13 protein-coding genes and 1 pseudogene are annotated in these 14,933 nt (G+C 71.2%); 8 read left to right on the top strand and 6 right to left on the bottom strand.

The window, feature by feature from the left end:
• Window positions 1–20: 20 nt before the first annotated feature.
• From ACRAKI_RS07615 to ACRAKI_RS07630, 4 genes and pseudogenes are all read right to left on the bottom strand, one after another.
• A complete protein-coding gene (locus ACRAKI_RS07615) occupies window positions 21–689 on the bottom strand; it encodes a lysophospholipid acyltransferase family protein (protein WP_447006336.1) in 669 nt (222 codons plus the stop codon).
• A gap of 164 nt (window positions 690–853) precedes the next feature.
• Window positions 854–1,909 carry an anthranilate phosphoribosyltransferase gene (trpD, locus tag ACRAKI_RS07620; RefSeq protein ID WP_447006337.1) on the bottom strand — a complete coding sequence of 352 codons (1,056 nt, stop codon included), beginning with the start codon at window positions 1,907–1,909 and terminating at the stop codon, window positions 854–856.
• Window positions 1,910–1,916: 7 nt separating this feature from the next.
• On the bottom strand, window positions 1,917–2,327 hold the full coding sequence (locus ACRAKI_RS07625; protein ID WP_184928362.1) for a hypothetical protein: 411 nt from the start codon (window positions 2,325–2,327) through the stop codon (window positions 1,917–1,919).
• A gap of 61 nt (window positions 2,328–2,388) precedes the next feature.
• Window positions 2,389–2,769 (bottom strand): annotated as a pseudogene (locus tag ACRAKI_RS07630) (hypothetical protein); the annotation flags it as partial.
• An 84-nt stretch (window positions 2,770–2,853) separates the two neighbouring features.
• Between ACRAKI_RS07630 and ctaE the strand changes: the two are divergent.
• Genes ctaE through qcrB form a run of 4 tightly spaced genes read left to right on the top strand, consistent with a single transcriptional unit; the run spans window position 2,854 to window position 7,104 of the window.
• A complete protein-coding gene (gene ctaE, locus ACRAKI_RS07635) occupies window positions 2,854–3,462 on the top strand; it encodes an aa3-type cytochrome oxidase subunit III (protein WP_447006338.1) in 609 nt (202 codons plus the stop codon).
• 44 nt (window positions 3,463–3,506) lie between these two features.
• Window positions 3,507–4,316 (top strand): cytochrome bc1 complex diheme cytochrome c subunit, encoded by an 810-nt coding sequence (gene qcrC / locus ACRAKI_RS07640; RefSeq protein ID WP_447006339.1) that lies wholly within the window; start codon window positions 3,507–3,509, stop codon window positions 4,314–4,316.
• Window positions 4,313–5,437 carry a cytochrome bc1 complex Rieske iron-sulfur subunit gene (gene qcrA / locus ACRAKI_RS07645; RefSeq protein WP_447006340.1) on the top strand — a complete coding sequence of 375 codons (1,125 nt, stop codon included), beginning with the start codon at window positions 4,313–4,315 and terminating at the stop codon, window positions 5,435–5,437. Before qcrC ends, qcrA begins: the two co-directional genes overlap by 4 nt.
• The gene (qcrB, locus tag ACRAKI_RS07650) at window positions 5,434–7,104 is read left to right on the top strand and encodes a cytochrome bc1 complex cytochrome b subunit (protein ID WP_447006341.1); all 1,671 of its coding nucleotides are present in this window, start codon (window positions 5,434–5,436) and stop codon (window positions 7,102–7,104) included. The genes qcrA and qcrB overlap by 4 nt, the downstream gene beginning before the upstream one ends.
• A 394-nt stretch (window positions 7,105–7,498) precedes the next feature.
• Here qcrB and ACRAKI_RS07655 read toward each other — a convergent pair whose 3' ends face one another.
• Together ACRAKI_RS07655 and ACRAKI_RS07660 are read right to left on the bottom strand one after the other, a co-directional pair.
• Window positions 7,499–7,783, bottom strand: coding sequence for an Lrp/AsnC family transcriptional regulator (locus ACRAKI_RS07655; protein ID WP_158840431.1), 285 nt, complete (start codon window positions 7,781–7,783; stop codon window positions 7,499–7,501).
• Window positions 7,784–7,825: 42 nt separating this feature from the next.
• Window positions 7,826–9,529, bottom strand: a complete 1,704-nt coding sequence (locus tag ACRAKI_RS07660) for a DEDD exonuclease domain-containing protein (RefSeq protein ID WP_447006342.1) — start codon at window positions 9,527–9,529, stop codon at window positions 7,826–7,828.
• Window positions 9,530–9,648: 119 nt separating this feature from the next.
• Between ACRAKI_RS07660 and ACRAKI_RS07665 the strand changes: the two genes are divergently transcribed.
• The 4 genes from ACRAKI_RS07665 to ACRAKI_RS07680 all read left to right on the top strand — a co-directional run bounded on the left by ACRAKI_RS07665 (window position 9,649) and on the right by ACRAKI_RS07680 (window position 14,830).
• A complete protein-coding gene (locus ACRAKI_RS07665; RefSeq protein ID WP_447006343.1) occupies window positions 9,649–11,007 on the top strand; it encodes an NYN domain-containing protein in 1,359 nt (452 codons plus the stop codon).
• Between the two features lie 297 nt (window positions 11,008–11,304).
• Entirely contained in the window at window positions 11,305–12,345 is a 1,041-nt protein-coding gene (locus ACRAKI_RS07670) for an NlpC/P60 family protein (RefSeq protein WP_447006344.1), read from the top strand.
• A gap of 63 nt (window positions 12,346–12,408) precedes the next feature.
• Window positions 12,409–13,674 (top strand): basic secretory protein-like protein, encoded by a 1,266-nt coding sequence (locus tag ACRAKI_RS07675; RefSeq protein ID WP_447006345.1) that lies wholly within the window; start codon window positions 12,409–12,411, stop codon window positions 13,672–13,674.
• Between the two features lie 25 nt (window positions 13,675–13,699).
• The gene (locus ACRAKI_RS07680; RefSeq protein WP_447006346.1) at window positions 13,700–14,830 is read left to right on the top strand and encodes a glycosyltransferase family 4 protein; all 1,131 of its coding nucleotides are present in this window, start codon (window positions 13,700–13,702) and stop codon (window positions 14,828–14,830) included.
• The last annotated feature ends 103 nt before the right edge of the window (window positions 14,831–14,933 follow it).

Here is a 14,933-nt window from a genome sequence, read left to right on the forward strand (position 1 = left end):
CCCCGTTTTCGTGCTCGGGGTCAGGCCGCCGCGTTCGAGGTCTGGTAGGTGTCCACGTACTCCTGCTCGGACAGTTCCAGGATGCGGTAGACGATCTCGTCGGTGACCGAGCGCAGCACCGGCAGCGACTCCTGCATGCCCGCGTAGCGGTCGAAGCGGAGCGGCGCGCCGAACCGGATGGTGACCGGGCTGACGCGCGGCAGCTTGCGGTCCACGGGCTGCACCTTGTCGGTGCCGATGAGTCCGACCGGGACGACGGGCGCGCCGGACTCCAGCGCCATCCGGGCGACACCCGTGCGGCCGCGGTGGAGGCGGCCGTCCAGCGAGCGCGTGCCCTCGGGGTAGATGGCGAACGCGCCGCCTCCGGCGAGGATGTCCGTCGCGGTGTCCAGGGAGGCCCTGGCGGCCCTGCCGAGCCCCCGGCGGACGGGAACGTGGCCCAGGGAGCCGAAGAAGTAGCGGGAGAGGGCTCCCTTGACGCCCCTGCCCTCGAAGTACTCGGCCTTGGCGAGGAACGAGACGCGGCGCGGGACGACCATCGGGATGACGACGCTGTCGATGAACGACAGGTGGTTCGGGGCGAGGATCACCGGACCGTCGGCGGGGACGTTCTCCAGACCCTCGACGGTCGGCCGGTAGACCAGCCGCGCCGTGGGCGCCACCACTCGCTTCATCACCGTGTAGAGCATGGCCACAGCATGACCGGCCGCTGTTACCCCGTGGTGAAAAGGTGGCCGTAGTCTCCGACCTGCCGCCCGGGTGCCGGTGGAGGCGCGGCGCAGGGTGCCCGAGTGGACCGCTCGCGGTGCCGGAGTGGACGACTCGCGGTGCCCGAGTGGACGGCTCGCGGGGGTCAGGCGTCGGCCAGGGCGGCTTTCAGCTCGGTCGAGCGCGCGGCCCACTTGCGGAGCAGTTCGGCCGCCGTGCCGGAGTCGATCGCCTCGGCGGCACGGCCCAGGGCGTTCGCGATGTCCGCGTGCAGGTCGCCCGACAGTCCACTGTGGGTCGCGAGCGCACCGGCCGCGTTGAGCAGCACCGCGTCCCGCACCGCACCCGGCTTCCCGGCCACCAGGTCCCGCACGACCTCCGCGTTGACCGAAGCGTCACCGCCCTTGAGGTCGGCCGGCAGCGCCGCCGCGATGCCGAGCACCGACGGGTCGATCCGGTCCATCCGCACCTCGCCGCCATCGGCCACCCACACCGACGTCGTGGTGGTCGTGGTGATCTCGTCCATCCCGTCGTCGCCGCGCACGACCAGCATCGTGTTGCCGCGACGCGCGAACACACCCGCGATCAACGGGGCGAACGACACCCGCGCGCACCCGACCAGGCCGGTCTTCGGCTGCGCCGGGTTGGTCAACGGCCCGAGCAGGTTGAACGACGTCGGGATGCCGATCTCCCGCCGCGGCGCGCCCGCGTGCCGGAAACCGGGGTGGAACACCGGGGCGAAGCAGAAGCCGATGCCCAGCTCCTCCACCGTCTGCTGCACGCCCGACGGCGGCAGGTCGATGGCCACGCCCAACGCCTCCAGCACGTCCGCCGTGCCGCACTGGGACGACGCCGCGCGGTTGCCGTGCTTCACGATGGGCGCACCGGCCGCGGCCGTGACGATCGCCGCCATGGTCGAGATGTTCACCGAGCCGGAGCTGTCACCGCCCGTGCCGACGATGTCCGCGGCACGCCCCTCCACCGTGAACCGGCGGGCGTGGCGGAGCATCATCGTGGCGATGCCGTCGACCTCTTCGGGCGTCTCGCCCTTCGCCCGCAGCGCCACCGCGAACGCGGCGATCTGCGCCGGGGTCGCGGCGCCGGACATCACTTGGTCCATGGCCCAGCCCGTGTCGTCCTGCGAGAGGTCGACCCGGTCGATGAGCCGGTTCAGCAGTAACGGCCAGGTGCGCTGCTCCACGGCGGCATCAGCCCCGGACGACGGGCAGCACCGTCGAGCGCAGCACCTCGGCCACGGTCTCGGCGGCGGCCAGCGGGTCGAGCGGGTGCACCAGCACCGCGTCCGCCTGCGACCACGTCGCCAGCCACCGGTCGTCCTTCCGGCGCACCGCCACCACGATCGGGGGGCAGTCGGTGATCTCGTTCTTCAGCTGCCGGGACAGGCCCATGCCGCCGGTCGGCTGCGCCTCGCCGTCCAGGATCGCCAGGTCGACGCCGCCCTTGTCCATCTCGTACAGGACGTCGGCGACGGAACCCACCTCGACGTACTCGACGCGACCGAGGTCGGGCGCCGGACGGCGGCCCACCGCAGTGATGATCGTCTCACGCACCTCGGGGCGGTGGCTGAACACCAGGATCCTGGTCGTCTGCGTGCTCATCGGCGCGGTCCTCCGGGTCGGGGTGCGAGGTGTCGAAGATGTTATCCGGCCCACTCCCCGCGACTTGCAGTGCGTCCCACCCGATCCAGTCCCCGCCCAGCCGCTGCGCCAGCCCGGCCATCCGGGCGCGTTCCTGCGCGCAGTGCAGGGCGTCCAGCGGCTGCACCCGCAACGCGTGCCAACGCCCGTCGAAACGCAGCTCCCAGCCGTCCTGGGCGAGCAGTTCGCGGGCACGTTCGACCTGGTCAGACGGCAAGTCGAGGTGGTGTCGAAGCACCGCCGGCTCCGCCTCGCGCCACCGCGGCGACCGGGCCAGCGCGGCCGAGTCGGCCTCCGCGATGTCGAACGCCTCGACCACCACCGCCAGCCCCGGTGAATCGATCCCCAGTGCGGGTACGCCCCGTCGTGCGCGACGATCACGCCACCGGCTCAACAACCCCATGACCGTCCTCACCGCGCGTGTGACCCAGATGACCTGCGGACGTGCCCCGGACCCGATGGGCGGAGCGAAATCCTGCAAGCAATAATGCGTCGTGTGACAACGGCAGCGCCCTCCATCGGCCAGCGCGTGCACTCGCTGAACCGACCGAACATGGTCAGCGTCGGCACGATCGTCTGGCTGTCCAGTGAGCTCATGTTCTTCGCCGGGCTCTTCGCCATGTTCTTCACGGTGAAGGCCCAGAACGAGGGGCACTGGCCACCAGAGCCGACCCACCTGAACGTGCCTTACGCACTGTTCTTCACGATCATCCTGGTGGCTTCCTCGTTCACGTGCCAGTGGGGCGTGTTCGCCGCGGAGCGGGGTGACGTGTTCGGTCTCCGTCGCTGGTACGTCGTGACGCTGATCATGGGCGCGATCTTCGTGGCAGGTCAGGCCGGTGAGTACATGACCCTCGTGAACGAGGGCACGACCATCGCGGGCTCGGCCTACGGCACCGTCTTCTACCTGACGACCGGCTTCCACGGCCTGCACGTGATCGGTGGTCTGATCGCGTTCGGCTACCTGCTGGTCCGCACGAAGCTGAGCAAGTTCACGCCCGCGCAGGCAACCTCCGCCATCGTCGTGTCGTACTACTGGCACTTCGTCGACGTCGTCTGGATCGGCTTGTTCGCCATCATCTACATCGTGCCCTGACCAGCTCGAACCCCGAACTCACACCAGCAAGGGTTGCCGCACACATGACCACCAACACCACACGGGCCGGGAAGCGCGGCACGAAGCTGCGCAGGCGGATCTCCGGTCTGCTCGCGCTGGGCTTCGCGCTGCTGGCCGCCGGCTTCCTGTTCAGCGCCCTCGCGCCGCAGCCGCAGACCGCGCAGGCGCAGGACGACCCGGCGCAGGTGCGACTGGGCGAGCAGCTCTACAACAACGCCTGCATCACCTGCCACGGCACGAACCTGGACGGCGTCGAGGGCCGCGGCCCCAGCCTCATCGGCGTGGGTGAGGCGGCCGTCTACTTCCAGGTGTCGTCCGGCCGCATGCCGATGGCGCGCCAGGAGGCGCAGGCCCTGCGCAAGCCCGCCAAGTTCACGCCGGAGGAGGTGGACGCGCTCGGCGCGTTCATCCAGTCCCGCGGCGGCGGCCCGCAGACCCCCGAGGAGCGCGGCGAGGCGCTGCGCGGCGAGAACCCGGCCCGCGGCGGCGAGCTGTTCCGGCTCAACTGCGCGGCGTGCCACAACTTCACCGGCCGCGGCGGGGCGCTGTCGTCCGGGAAGTTCGCACCCGAGCTCGACGGCGTGTCCGAAGAGCAGCTGTACACCGCGATGCTCACGGGCCCGCAGAACATGCCGAAGTTCTCCGACCGGCAGCTGACGCCGGAGGAGAAGGAAGACATCATCGCTTACATCAAGTCGGTGACCGACGGGAACAACAACCCCGGCGGCGCCCCCCTCGGCGGCCTGGGGCCGGTATCGGAGGGTCTGATCGCGTTCATCGTGGGTATCGCCGCCCTGATCGGCGTGACCCTCTGGATCGGAGCCAAGGCATGAGCGGCGTGAAGCCGAACGAGCTGCCCGACGAGGCGGAACTCGCCGGGATGAGCCGGGACGAGCTGGTCAAGCTCGGCACCCGCATGGACGGCGTCGAGCTCGTCCACTACGAGGAGCGCTGGCCGGTCAAGGGCACCCGCGCGGAGAAGCGCGCCGAGCGCCAGGTCGCCCTGTGGTTCGCCATCGCCGCGCTCTCCGGCCTCGCGTTCCTGGTCGCGTTCATCTGGTGGCCGTGGAAGTACGTGGCGCCGCACTCGACCGACCACCTCCTGTACAGCCTGTACACCCCGATCATCGGCTTCACGCTCGGCCTGTCCGTGCTGGCCGTCGGCATCGGCGCGCTGCTGTACACGAAGAAGTTCATCCCCGAGGAGCTGGCCGTCCAGCAGCGCCACGACGGCGGGTCGAGCGAGGTCGACAAGGCCACGGTCATCGCCGAGCTGGCCGACGCGGGCGAGCGCTCCACCCTGGGCCGCCGGGGGCTCATCAAGAAGACCGCGGGCCTCGGCATCGGCGTGCTCGGCCTCGGCGTGACCGCCGTGCCGCTCGGCGGTCTGATCAAGAACCCGTGGGCCGACAGCGACTCCAAGGACTCGCTGTGGCACACCGCGTGGAAGTCCGAGAACGGCGAGAAGGTCTACCTGCGCCGGCACACGGGCAACTTCCACGACGTCGCGCTGGTGCGTCCGGAGGACATGGAAGCCGGCGGTTTCGAAACGGTGTTCCCGTTCCGCGAGTCGGAGCGTGACGACGAAGAAGCCCTGGTCCACGCGTTGAAGCGGGCCGACAGCCCGGTCATGCTCATCCGCCTGCGCCCGAACCAGGCGGTGGTCAAGCGCGCCGGCCAGGAGGACTTCAACTACGGCGACTTCTACGCGTACTCGAAGGTCTGCACGCACCTCGGGTGCCCGACTTCGCTGTACGAGCAGCAGACCGGTCTGCTCCTGTGCCCCTGCCACCAGTCGCAGTTCGACGTCTTCCACTACGCCAAGCCGCGGTTCGGTCCGGCAACCCGGGCCCTGCCGCAGCTTCCGATCACGGTGGACGAGGACGGATACTTGATTGCTCGCAGCGACTTCATCGAGGCTGTGGGTCCGGCGTTCTGGGAGCGTAAGTCATGAGCGGCATCACCACGCCGACGAAACGGCAGGGCCTCGTCTCCCGCGCCGCGGGTGGCACCGCGAAGTGGGCTGACGACCGGTACCACATGGCCGGTGGCATGCGGAAACAGCTCAACAAGGTGTTCCCGACCCACTGGTCGTTCCTGCTCGGCGAGATCGCGCTGTACAGCTTCATCATCCTGCTGCTGTCGGGCACCTACCTGGCGCTGTTCTTCGACCCCTCCATGGAGGAGGTCGTCTACAACGGCAGCTTCGTGAACCTCCAGGGCATCGAGATGTCCCGGGCGTTCGAGTCGACCCTGCACATCTCGTTCGAGGTGCGCGGCGGCCTGTTCGTGCGCCAGGTCCACCACTGGTCCGCGCTGCTGTTCATGGGCTCGATCGTGGTGCACATGTTCCGGATCTTCTTCACCGGCGCCTTCCGGCGTCCGCGTGAGATCAACTGGGTCATCGGCATCGTGCTCTTCCTGCTCGGCGCGATCGAGGGCTTCCTCGGCTACTCGCTGCCCGACGACCTGCTGTCCGGCACGGGCCTGCGGGTGATGGCGGCGCTGCTGATCTCGTTCCCGGTGGTCGGCACGTGGATCAACTGGCTCGCGTTCGGCGGGGAGTTCCCCGGCACGGAGATCATCCCGCGGCTCTACACGCTGCACATCCTGGTCATCCCGGGCATCATCCTGGCGCTGATCGCGGTGCACCTCGGCCTGGTCTGGTACCAGAAGCACACCCAGTTCCCGGGCGTGGGCCGCAAGGAGACCAACGTCGTCGGCGTGCGCATCATGCCGGTGTTCGCGGCCAAGGGCGGCGGGTTCTTCGCGGTGGTCGTGGCGGTCACGGCGATCATGGGCGGCATCTTCCAGATCAACCCGATCTGGAACCTCGGCCCGTACAACGCGGCCCAGGTGTCGGCGGGCGTGCAGCCCGACTGGTACATGGGCTGGACCGACGGCCTGATCCGGCTGTGGCCCGCGTGGGAGCTGTACCTGGGCAACTACACGGTGCCGGCGCCGTTCCTGCCGTTCCTCCTGGGCCTGCCGCTGCTGACCGGTCTCGCCGCGGTGTACCCGTGGATCGAGCGCAAGATGACCAAGGACTACGCGCACCACAACCTGCTTCAGCGTCCCCGCGACGTGCCGGTCCGGACGTCCCTGGGCGCGATGGCGATCTCGTACTTCATGGTGCTGCTGCTCTCGGGTGCGAACGACATCATCGCGATGAAGTTCGACATCTCGCTGAACGCGACGACGTGGATGGGCCGCATCGGCATGCTCCTCGTGCCGCCGATCGCGTACTTCGTCACGTACCGCATCTGCATCGGTCTGCAGCGCGCGGACCGCGAGGTGCTGGAGCACGGTGTCGAGACGGGCATCATCAAGCGCCTGCCGCACGGTGAGTTCATCGAGGTCCACCAGCCGCTCGGCCCGGTGGACGCGCACGGCCACCCGCTGCCCCTGGACTACCAGGGTGCTCCGGTGCCGAAGAAGATGAACAAGCTGGGTTCGGCCGGTCACCCGGTTCCGGGCAGCTTCCTGACCCCGGACGCGCCGGAGGAGACCGCGGCCCTGACCCGTGCGCGAGCGGCGCACGGTGTCTCGGACGACTCCCTGACCGGCGAGAACAAGCCCACGGGCGAACTGGCCGGCAAGCCGTCCCAGCCCGAGGCCTGACCGCACTACTGGCCGGCCCCGCCGGCAGTCGGCTCCACCGGAAGGGCCCCGCACCTCATCGAGGCTGCGGGGCCCTTTCGCATGTCAAAGGACGAACACGGCGGCCGCCCACCGCCGGCCGAGCCGATCAAGGCGCAGTGCTTCGCAGGGGTCGCCGCCCAGGGGATCCCTTGTTGTGAGTCTGCCGGCGAGGTCCGACAATTCCGGACAAACCGCTGGTCAGCACGTGTGCTACGGGTGGGTCGGTGAGACGCGGGTCGGCTGCGAGCGTGGCTCGGCCGGCGAACCGTCAGCCCGGCACGCGACCGACCGCTACGCACCCGACGTGACGCCCGGTGCGCACGCCAACGCCCGGTGCCGCTGGGGCACCGGGGGCGGGAGCAGGAGCAGCCGGTCAGGCGTCCTCGAGGCCGATGGCGAACGCGGCGTCCGTGTCGCGCTTCGAGTACGACCGGAACGAGATGTGGGTGTCCGTGTTCAGCACGCCGGGCACCTTCGAGATGTGGCCGGGCACCAGGTCGGCCAGGTCCTCGTGCCGGGCGACCTTGACCAGGGCGATCAGGTCGACGTCACCGGCGCACGAGTAGACCTCGGTGACGCCCTCGATGTCGGCGATCGCCTGCGCCGCGTCCGGGATGCTCTCGGCGGCGGCCTGGATCAGCACGATCGCGGTGATCACAGCGGTCCTCCACAAGTCGTCGGGGTATCGACCGCCCACATGCTAGTGGCCCGCCATCCGGTACTGATCGCGACCGGCCTCTGCCCGCGCCACCCACTCCCGCCACGCCCCGGCGGCGAACGCGGGCGACGTCCACGGCGTCTCGCAGTGCACGAGCCGGGTGCCGGGCCGGTCCACCCACCGCAGCACGACGCCGACCTCCTCGGCGGGCGCGCCGAACAGCGGCCCGTCACCCGGGATCACCGTCTCCGCGGACGCCACCAGCGCGTCGACCACCGGCATCGGACGCACACCGCGCCGCGCCACCCCCGCCGACGCCAACCGCCCGTGCCGCACCACGGCGAACTCCCACCCGCCGGACCCGTCGGGACGCGCCGCCACCACCTCGGGCAGCACGGCCAGCCCCGCGAGCCGTTGCGCCCGGTCGAGTGAACGCACCAACGACGACATCCGGTCGCGGCGGGTGGCGGCGTCCTCGAAGCGGTGGTCCGCGGCGAGCGCGTCGATCTGCGCGGTGAGCCCGTGCAGCGGCGCCACGTCCGCCCCGCCGACCAACCGCCGGAAGGCCTCGGCGGCGGGGGAGTAGTCGTCCACCGACTGCCGTCCCGCGCACGGCGCCTCGCACCGGCCCAGCTCGAACAGCGCGCACGGCGTGGCGGACGCGTTGCGCGCCGGGATCCGCATCGAGCAGGCCCGCAGCGGCACGGCTTCCAGCACCGCCTCCAGAGCCGTCTCGGCGAGCCTCCGCGACCGGAACGGTCCGAGCGCACCGTCCCGGGGCGTGCGGACCACGGAGAGGCGCGGAAACGGCTCGTCCGTGAGCACGAGCCACCACGCCTGCCCCTGGTTCTTGGAACGCCGGTTGTAGGCGGGCTTGTGCGCGGTCAGCAGCCGCAGCTCCCGCACCTCCGCCTCCAACGAGTGCGCGCACTCCACCGCGTCCACCCGCACCGCCAGCGAGACCATCTCCCGCAGCCGCTTCCGGCCTTCACTGGCGGTGAAGTACTGCCGCACCCGCCGCCGGAGGTCGGACGCCGTGCCGACGTACAGCACCTCCTCCGACGGTCCGCGGAACAGGTAGACGCCGGGAGTGGACGGCAGGTCGGCGGCGAGCGTCCGCTTGCGCCGCTGCGCCGGCGTCACCTCGGGCAGGTAGGCGACCAGCTCTTCCAACGAGTGCACGCCGACCGACCCGACCCGCTCCAGCAGCCGGTGCAGCACCTCGACGGTGGCGCGGGCGTCGATCAGGGCGCGGTGGTTCGGCTGCACGGACACACCGAACAGGTGCGCCAACGCGGACAGCCGGCAGCTCGGCGCCTCGTCGCGGCTCAGCACCCGCCGGGCCAGCTTCACCGTGCACACCACGGTCGGCTTGGGCCACGCGTACCCGTAGCGGGCGCAGGCGGCCTTGATGAAACCCACGTCGAAGCCGGAGTTGTGCGCCACCAGCACCGCCCCGGCGGCGAACTCGAGGAACGCGGGCAGCACCGTGTCCAGCCGGGGCGCGCCGGTCACCATCAGCTCGGTGATCCCGGTCAGCGCCACCACCTGCGGCGGGATGCCGCGCTCGGGGTCGACGAGCGTCCCGAACTCGCCGATCACCTGCCCGCCGCGCACCTTCACGGCGCCGATCTCGGTGATCGAGTCGCCGTCGGCGCGACCACCCGTGGTCTCCAGGTCGAACACGACGAAGGTGACCTCGCGCAGCGGGGTGCCCAGTTCGTCGAACGTGAGCTGAGTAGTCATGGCAGGCGCACGGTATCCGGCACCACCGACAGTGCTGGATCGTCGCTGCTCCGATCGGCGCGACCTCGTGGCGCGAGGTCAACGCCGGAGAGGGTGCGCACCTGCTTTAACCTGTAGTGATGCAGGACCCGATCGCGCCGGCGAACAGTGCCGACGACCTGGGGGGCGAGGAGCCCGCGCAGGCCGTCGAGTCCACTGTGGACTGGTCTGCGCTGCCCGAGCCGCTGCGGTCGCGGCTCGCCGAGCTGAGCGCGGACGCGTTGGGCGGTCTGGCGAAGGTCGACGTGCCGCAATCCCTGCGCGCGGTGGCGCGGTTCGCGCCGACGAAGCGGGCGCGGCTCGGCGGGCCGGCGCTGCTCGGCGGGTTGAAGTCGTCCTCGAACTTCCGCGCCGCCGTCGTGGAGTGGCTCCGGCGCAACCGGCCGACAGCGCTGGAGGTGACGTCGCCCGACCCGGTGGCGGCCGGCGCGGCGGCGGTCCTCCAGGGTGACGAGGTCGCGGCGCACTTCGTCGAGTTGATCGGCAGGCGGGCGGCGGACGCGTCGCTGCGGTCCGAACGCGACCTGGCCGTGCAACGCGCGGAACGGCTCGAAGCGGAGTTGGAGCGGCTCAAGGCGGAACGGGTCGAGGCGGGCGGCGCGGCGGACAAGATCCGCGAAGAGGCCGACGTCGAGTTGGAACGGCTCCGCAAGCGGTTGCGGGAGCAGGGCGTGCGGCTGCGCGAAGCCAAGGACCGGGCAGAGTCGGCCGCGACCGAGGTGGAACGGGTGCGCGCCGAGGCCGAGGCCGAGGTGCGCCGCCTGGCCGCCGAACGGGACCGCGAGCGCGAACGCGCCGAGCACGAGCGGGCCAAGGCGCGGCGGGCCGTGGCGGACGCCGACGTGGCGCGCCAGTCGGCCAAGGAAGCCCGTCAGGCCGACGAGGTGCGGTTGGCGCTGCTCGTCGACACCTTGGACGGCGCGGTGAACGGTCTGCGCCGCGAACTGGCCCTCGGTGGCGCCGGCCCCCGACCCGCGGACCTCGTGCGGGGTGCGAGCGCGGCACAGGGCGCGGTCGGGCGGGTGGAGGACCCGGCGGCGTTGGACCGCTTGCTGGCACTGCCCGCCGTCCACTTGATCGTGGACGGCTACAACGTGACCAAGACGGGTTACCCGGAGCTGTCGCTGTCCGACCAGCGCGACCGCTTGGTGCACCAGCTGGCCGTGTTGGCGGCACGCACCGGCGCGGAGGTGACGTTGGTGTTCGACGGCGCCGGAGTGGTGGCCGTGCCGACGTCCGCGCCGCGCGGAGTCCGTGTCCTGTTCAGCGATCCGGGCGTGTTGGCGGACGACGTGATCAGGGCGTTGGTGACCGCCGAACCCGAGGGTCGTCCGGTTGTCGTGGTGACGTCCGATCGGGCGGTGGCCGATTCCGTCCGGCGGCGGGGCGCGCACCCGGTGCCGTCCGCGGTGCTGCTGGCCCGCTTGGGCCGGGTGTGACACAAATCGTGTTTTTAACACCACCGGCGGTCACACGACCAGGTCACAGCTAGGCCGTTCGGGAACTCACGGTTTCCCGCAACGATTCCCGTGCCCCGCCAGTGGACTCCGAGGCTCACTTTTCGTAACCTAGCCGAGATCTCGCGGCGAGCATGCGGTCCATCCTGGACGGCGACGCGGGTTCACCGCCGAATCGGCCTGTCGGGGAGCCGAGCCGGAACTCGATCACGAGGACTTGTCGGGCTGCGTCATGCGCCCGGTCGGCAGGCGGTTCACACGAAGGAGACACACGCGACTGTGGCGTCGCAACGACTCAAGCGCGGCCTGCGCGGGGCGATGGCGGCCACGGCGGTGGCCGCTGCCGCGGTGGGCGTCATGCCCGTACCCGCCGGAGCTCAGCCGAACACCCCCGCGAACGCCTCCGAGGCGCTGAAGAAGTACAACGAGCTGGCCGAGCAGGCCACGAAGCTCAACGAAGAACTCCTGCGCGCGGAGGAGAACCGCTCCGCCAACCAGGCGAAGCTGGACGAGGCGAACGCTTCCCTCGCCCAGGCGACGCAGGCCGGCGACCAGGCGAAGGTGGACGAGGAGAACTTCCGCGTCCAGGTCGACAAGCTCACCGAGGCGTCGTTCGAGGGCGCCAGGTTCAGCCAGCTGTCGGCGTTGCTGGTCTCCGACTCCCAGCAGGACTTCCTGAACCGCATGTCGGCGCTCGGAGTGCTGGCGTCGGACAGCGAGGAAGCCCTCGACCGGCTCTCCGGCGCGGTCGCCGCCGCGGAGGACGCGCGGCAGAAGGCCGCCGCCGCTCAGGGCGCCGCCCAGGCGGCGACCGACGAGGCCGCGCGGATCGCCGAAGAGGTCAAGAAGCGCAAGGCCGAGCTGGACGGCCAGGTCACCGAGGTCAAGAACCAGCTCAACAGGCTGACCGCCCAGGAACGCACCGTGCTGCGCGACCCCGGCGAGACGCCGAACGTCGCCGTGCCGTCGGGCAAGGCGGGTGAGGCGCTGCAGTTCGCGCTGGGCCAGATCGGCGACATGTACCAGTACGGCGCGACCGGCCCGGACCGCTGGGACTGCTCCGGTCTCACGTCCAAGGCCTACGCGGCGGCAGGTGTGATCATCCCGCGCACCTCGGGTGGTCAGGCGGGCGCGGGTCGCGCGGTCAGCCGCGGTGAGGTCACCGCGGGCGACCTGATCATCTACAACGGCGGCATGCACGTCGGCATGGCGGTGGACAACGGTCGGGTCGTGCACGCGTCGACCGACGGCGTCCCGGTCAAGGTCGTGTCGCTGGATGCTCCCGGCAGCATCTACGCCATGCGGCGCATCGCGGGCTGACAACGATCGTCCGGCAGGGCCATCCTGAACGTGGGGTGGCCCTGCCGACGACTTTGGAGGCTCGTGAGCCGCTATCGGGTGCTGCTGGCCGCGTTGGTGGCCATGACGTTCCTCGCCGGGCTGGGCGTTGCCGTGGTCCCGGTGAGCACGTCCGCACCCCCGGCGTCCGCCGACACCGCCGCCTCACCGCGTGCCGACTCGATCCGGTCGCTGCTCGACCGGCGGGCTCGGGCGTTGCTGGAGCGCGACGAGACGGCGTTCACCGCCGACCTGGACCCCTTGGCCGACGCCGGGTTCCGGCAACGGCAGCGCGACCTGTTCCGCAACCTCGCCGCCGTGCCGCTGGCCGAGTGGGACTACTCCGTCGAAGGCGAGACGGACCTCTCGTCGCTCGACCTGCCCGCCGCCGACGAGTCGTGGGCGCCGGACGTGCGGCTGTCCTACCGGCTGCGCGGCGTGGACGTGGAGCCGAGCAGCCAGGGGATGGCCTACCTGTTCACCCGGCGCGGCGACCGGTGGTACCTCAACTCCGACACCGCCCTCGAACCGGTCGGCAAGCGCACGTGGCGCGGGCCGTGGGACTTCGGGCCGTGCCAGGTGCTCACCGGCGCGGGCGGGTTCGTGCTGAGCCACCCCGGCGGTGAGGCGCTGGCCGCACGGGTGCTCGCCGAGCTGGACGACGCGGTGGCGGCGGTGACCGAGGTGTGGGGTCCGGCTTGGTCGCGCCAGGTGGCCGTGCTGATCCCGGCGGGTGTGGAGGAGATGCGCGCGCTCGTCGGGCCTGGCTTCGCCACCGGGTCCATCGCGGGCGTCGCGGTGGCCGACCGGGTCGACCCCGACACGCACACCGCTCGTGGTCAACGGGTGGTGCTGAACCCGGACAGCGCGGGCGCGTTGTCGCCGTTGTCGCTCCGGGTGCTGCTGCGGCACGAGATCACGCACATCGCCGCGCGCGGTGCGACCGTGGACGGCGCGCCCATGTGGGTGCTGGAGGGTTTCGCGGACTACGTGGGGTACCGGCGCAGCGACGTGCCGCCGCGCAAGGCCGCGCCGTTGCTGGCGGCGCAGGTCCAGCGGGGGCTGCCCACCGCGTTGCCGACGGACGCGGACTTCCGCGGCGGGTCGATGGAGTTGGCGTACCAGCAGTCGTGGTCGCTGAACCTGTACCTGGCGTCGACGTTGGGCGAACCGGGCCTGGTGGAGCTGCACCGGCGGCTGGCGAGGGTCCGGGTGTCCGAAGTGGACGGCGTGTTGGTCGAGATCACGGGGCAGGACACGGCCGGGTTGGTGCGGGGGTGGCAGGACTTCCTGCGGCAGACGTTCCCGTGACGAGGCGGTCCCGTAACGTGGGCGCGTGCGTCGGACCCTGTTGGTGACCAATGACTTCCCGCCCCGGCCCGGCGGCATCCAGGCCTACCTGCACGCGTTGGCCGTGCGGCTGCCCGAGTTGGTGGTGTACGCGCCGTCGTGGGAGTCGCCGTCCGGCTCGCACCCGGAGTTCGACGCCGTGCAGCCGTTCGAGGTGGTGCGGCATCCGGGGACGTTGATGCTGCCCACGCCCGATGTCCTTCGGCGGGCGTCCGACATCCTGCGTGGAGCGCGCTGTGACGCCGTGTGGTTCGGGGCGGCGGCTCCGTTGGCGTTGATGGCGTCCCGGCTGCGGGCCGCGGGTGCTTCGCGGGTGGTGGCTTCGACGCACGGGCACGAGGTCGGGTGGTCGATGCTGCCGGGCGCGCGGCAGGCGTTGCGGCGGATCGGGTCGGATGTGGACGTGGTGACGTTCGTGAGCCGGTACACGCGGTCCCGGTTCGCCGCCGCTTTCGGTCCGATGGCGGCGTTGGAGCACTTGCCGTCCGGTGTGGACACGTCGGTGTTCGCGCCGGACGCCGCTGCTCGGGAGTCGCTTCGCGCGCGGTACGGGTTGGGTGACCGGCCGGTGGTGGTGTGCGTGTCGCGCCTCGTGCCGCGGAAGGGGCAGGACGTGCTGGTGCGGGCGTTGCCGGAGATCCGGCGGCAGGTGCCCGACGCGGCGTTGCTGCTGGTGGGCGGTGGGCCGTACCGGAAGACCCTGGAGCGCTTGGCCGCTTCGGTCGGGGTGTCGGAGCACGTGGTGATGACCGGGTCCGTGCCGTGGGAAGAGCTGCCGGGGCACTACAACGCCGGTGACGTGTTCGCCATGCCGTGCCGGACGCGGGGGCGTGGGCTGGACGTGGAGGGTCTGGGCATCGTGTACCTGGAGGCGTCGGCCACCGGTCTGCCGGTCGTGGCGGGGCGTTCGGGTGGTGCGCCGGAGACCGTGCGCGACGGGGTGACCGGGCGGGTGGTGAACGGACGTGAGGTCGCGGAGGTCGCCGACGCCGTCGCCGCGCTCCTCGCCGATCCCGGCACCGCCGCGAAGATGGGCGCCGCCGGCCGTGAGTGGGTCACCGCGAGCTGGCGCTGGGACGTCCTGGCCGACCGCCTCGCCGGATTGATCAACTCCTGAGCGTTGAACTCGGCTGTTCCGAACGCAGGACTCGCGGTGTCTGAGCGCGCGACTCGCGGTGCGCGAGTGGAGGACTCGCGCGGGTGGGAGCGCTCTCGCGCGC

This window comes from Saccharothrix isguenensis (assembly GCF_052936305.1).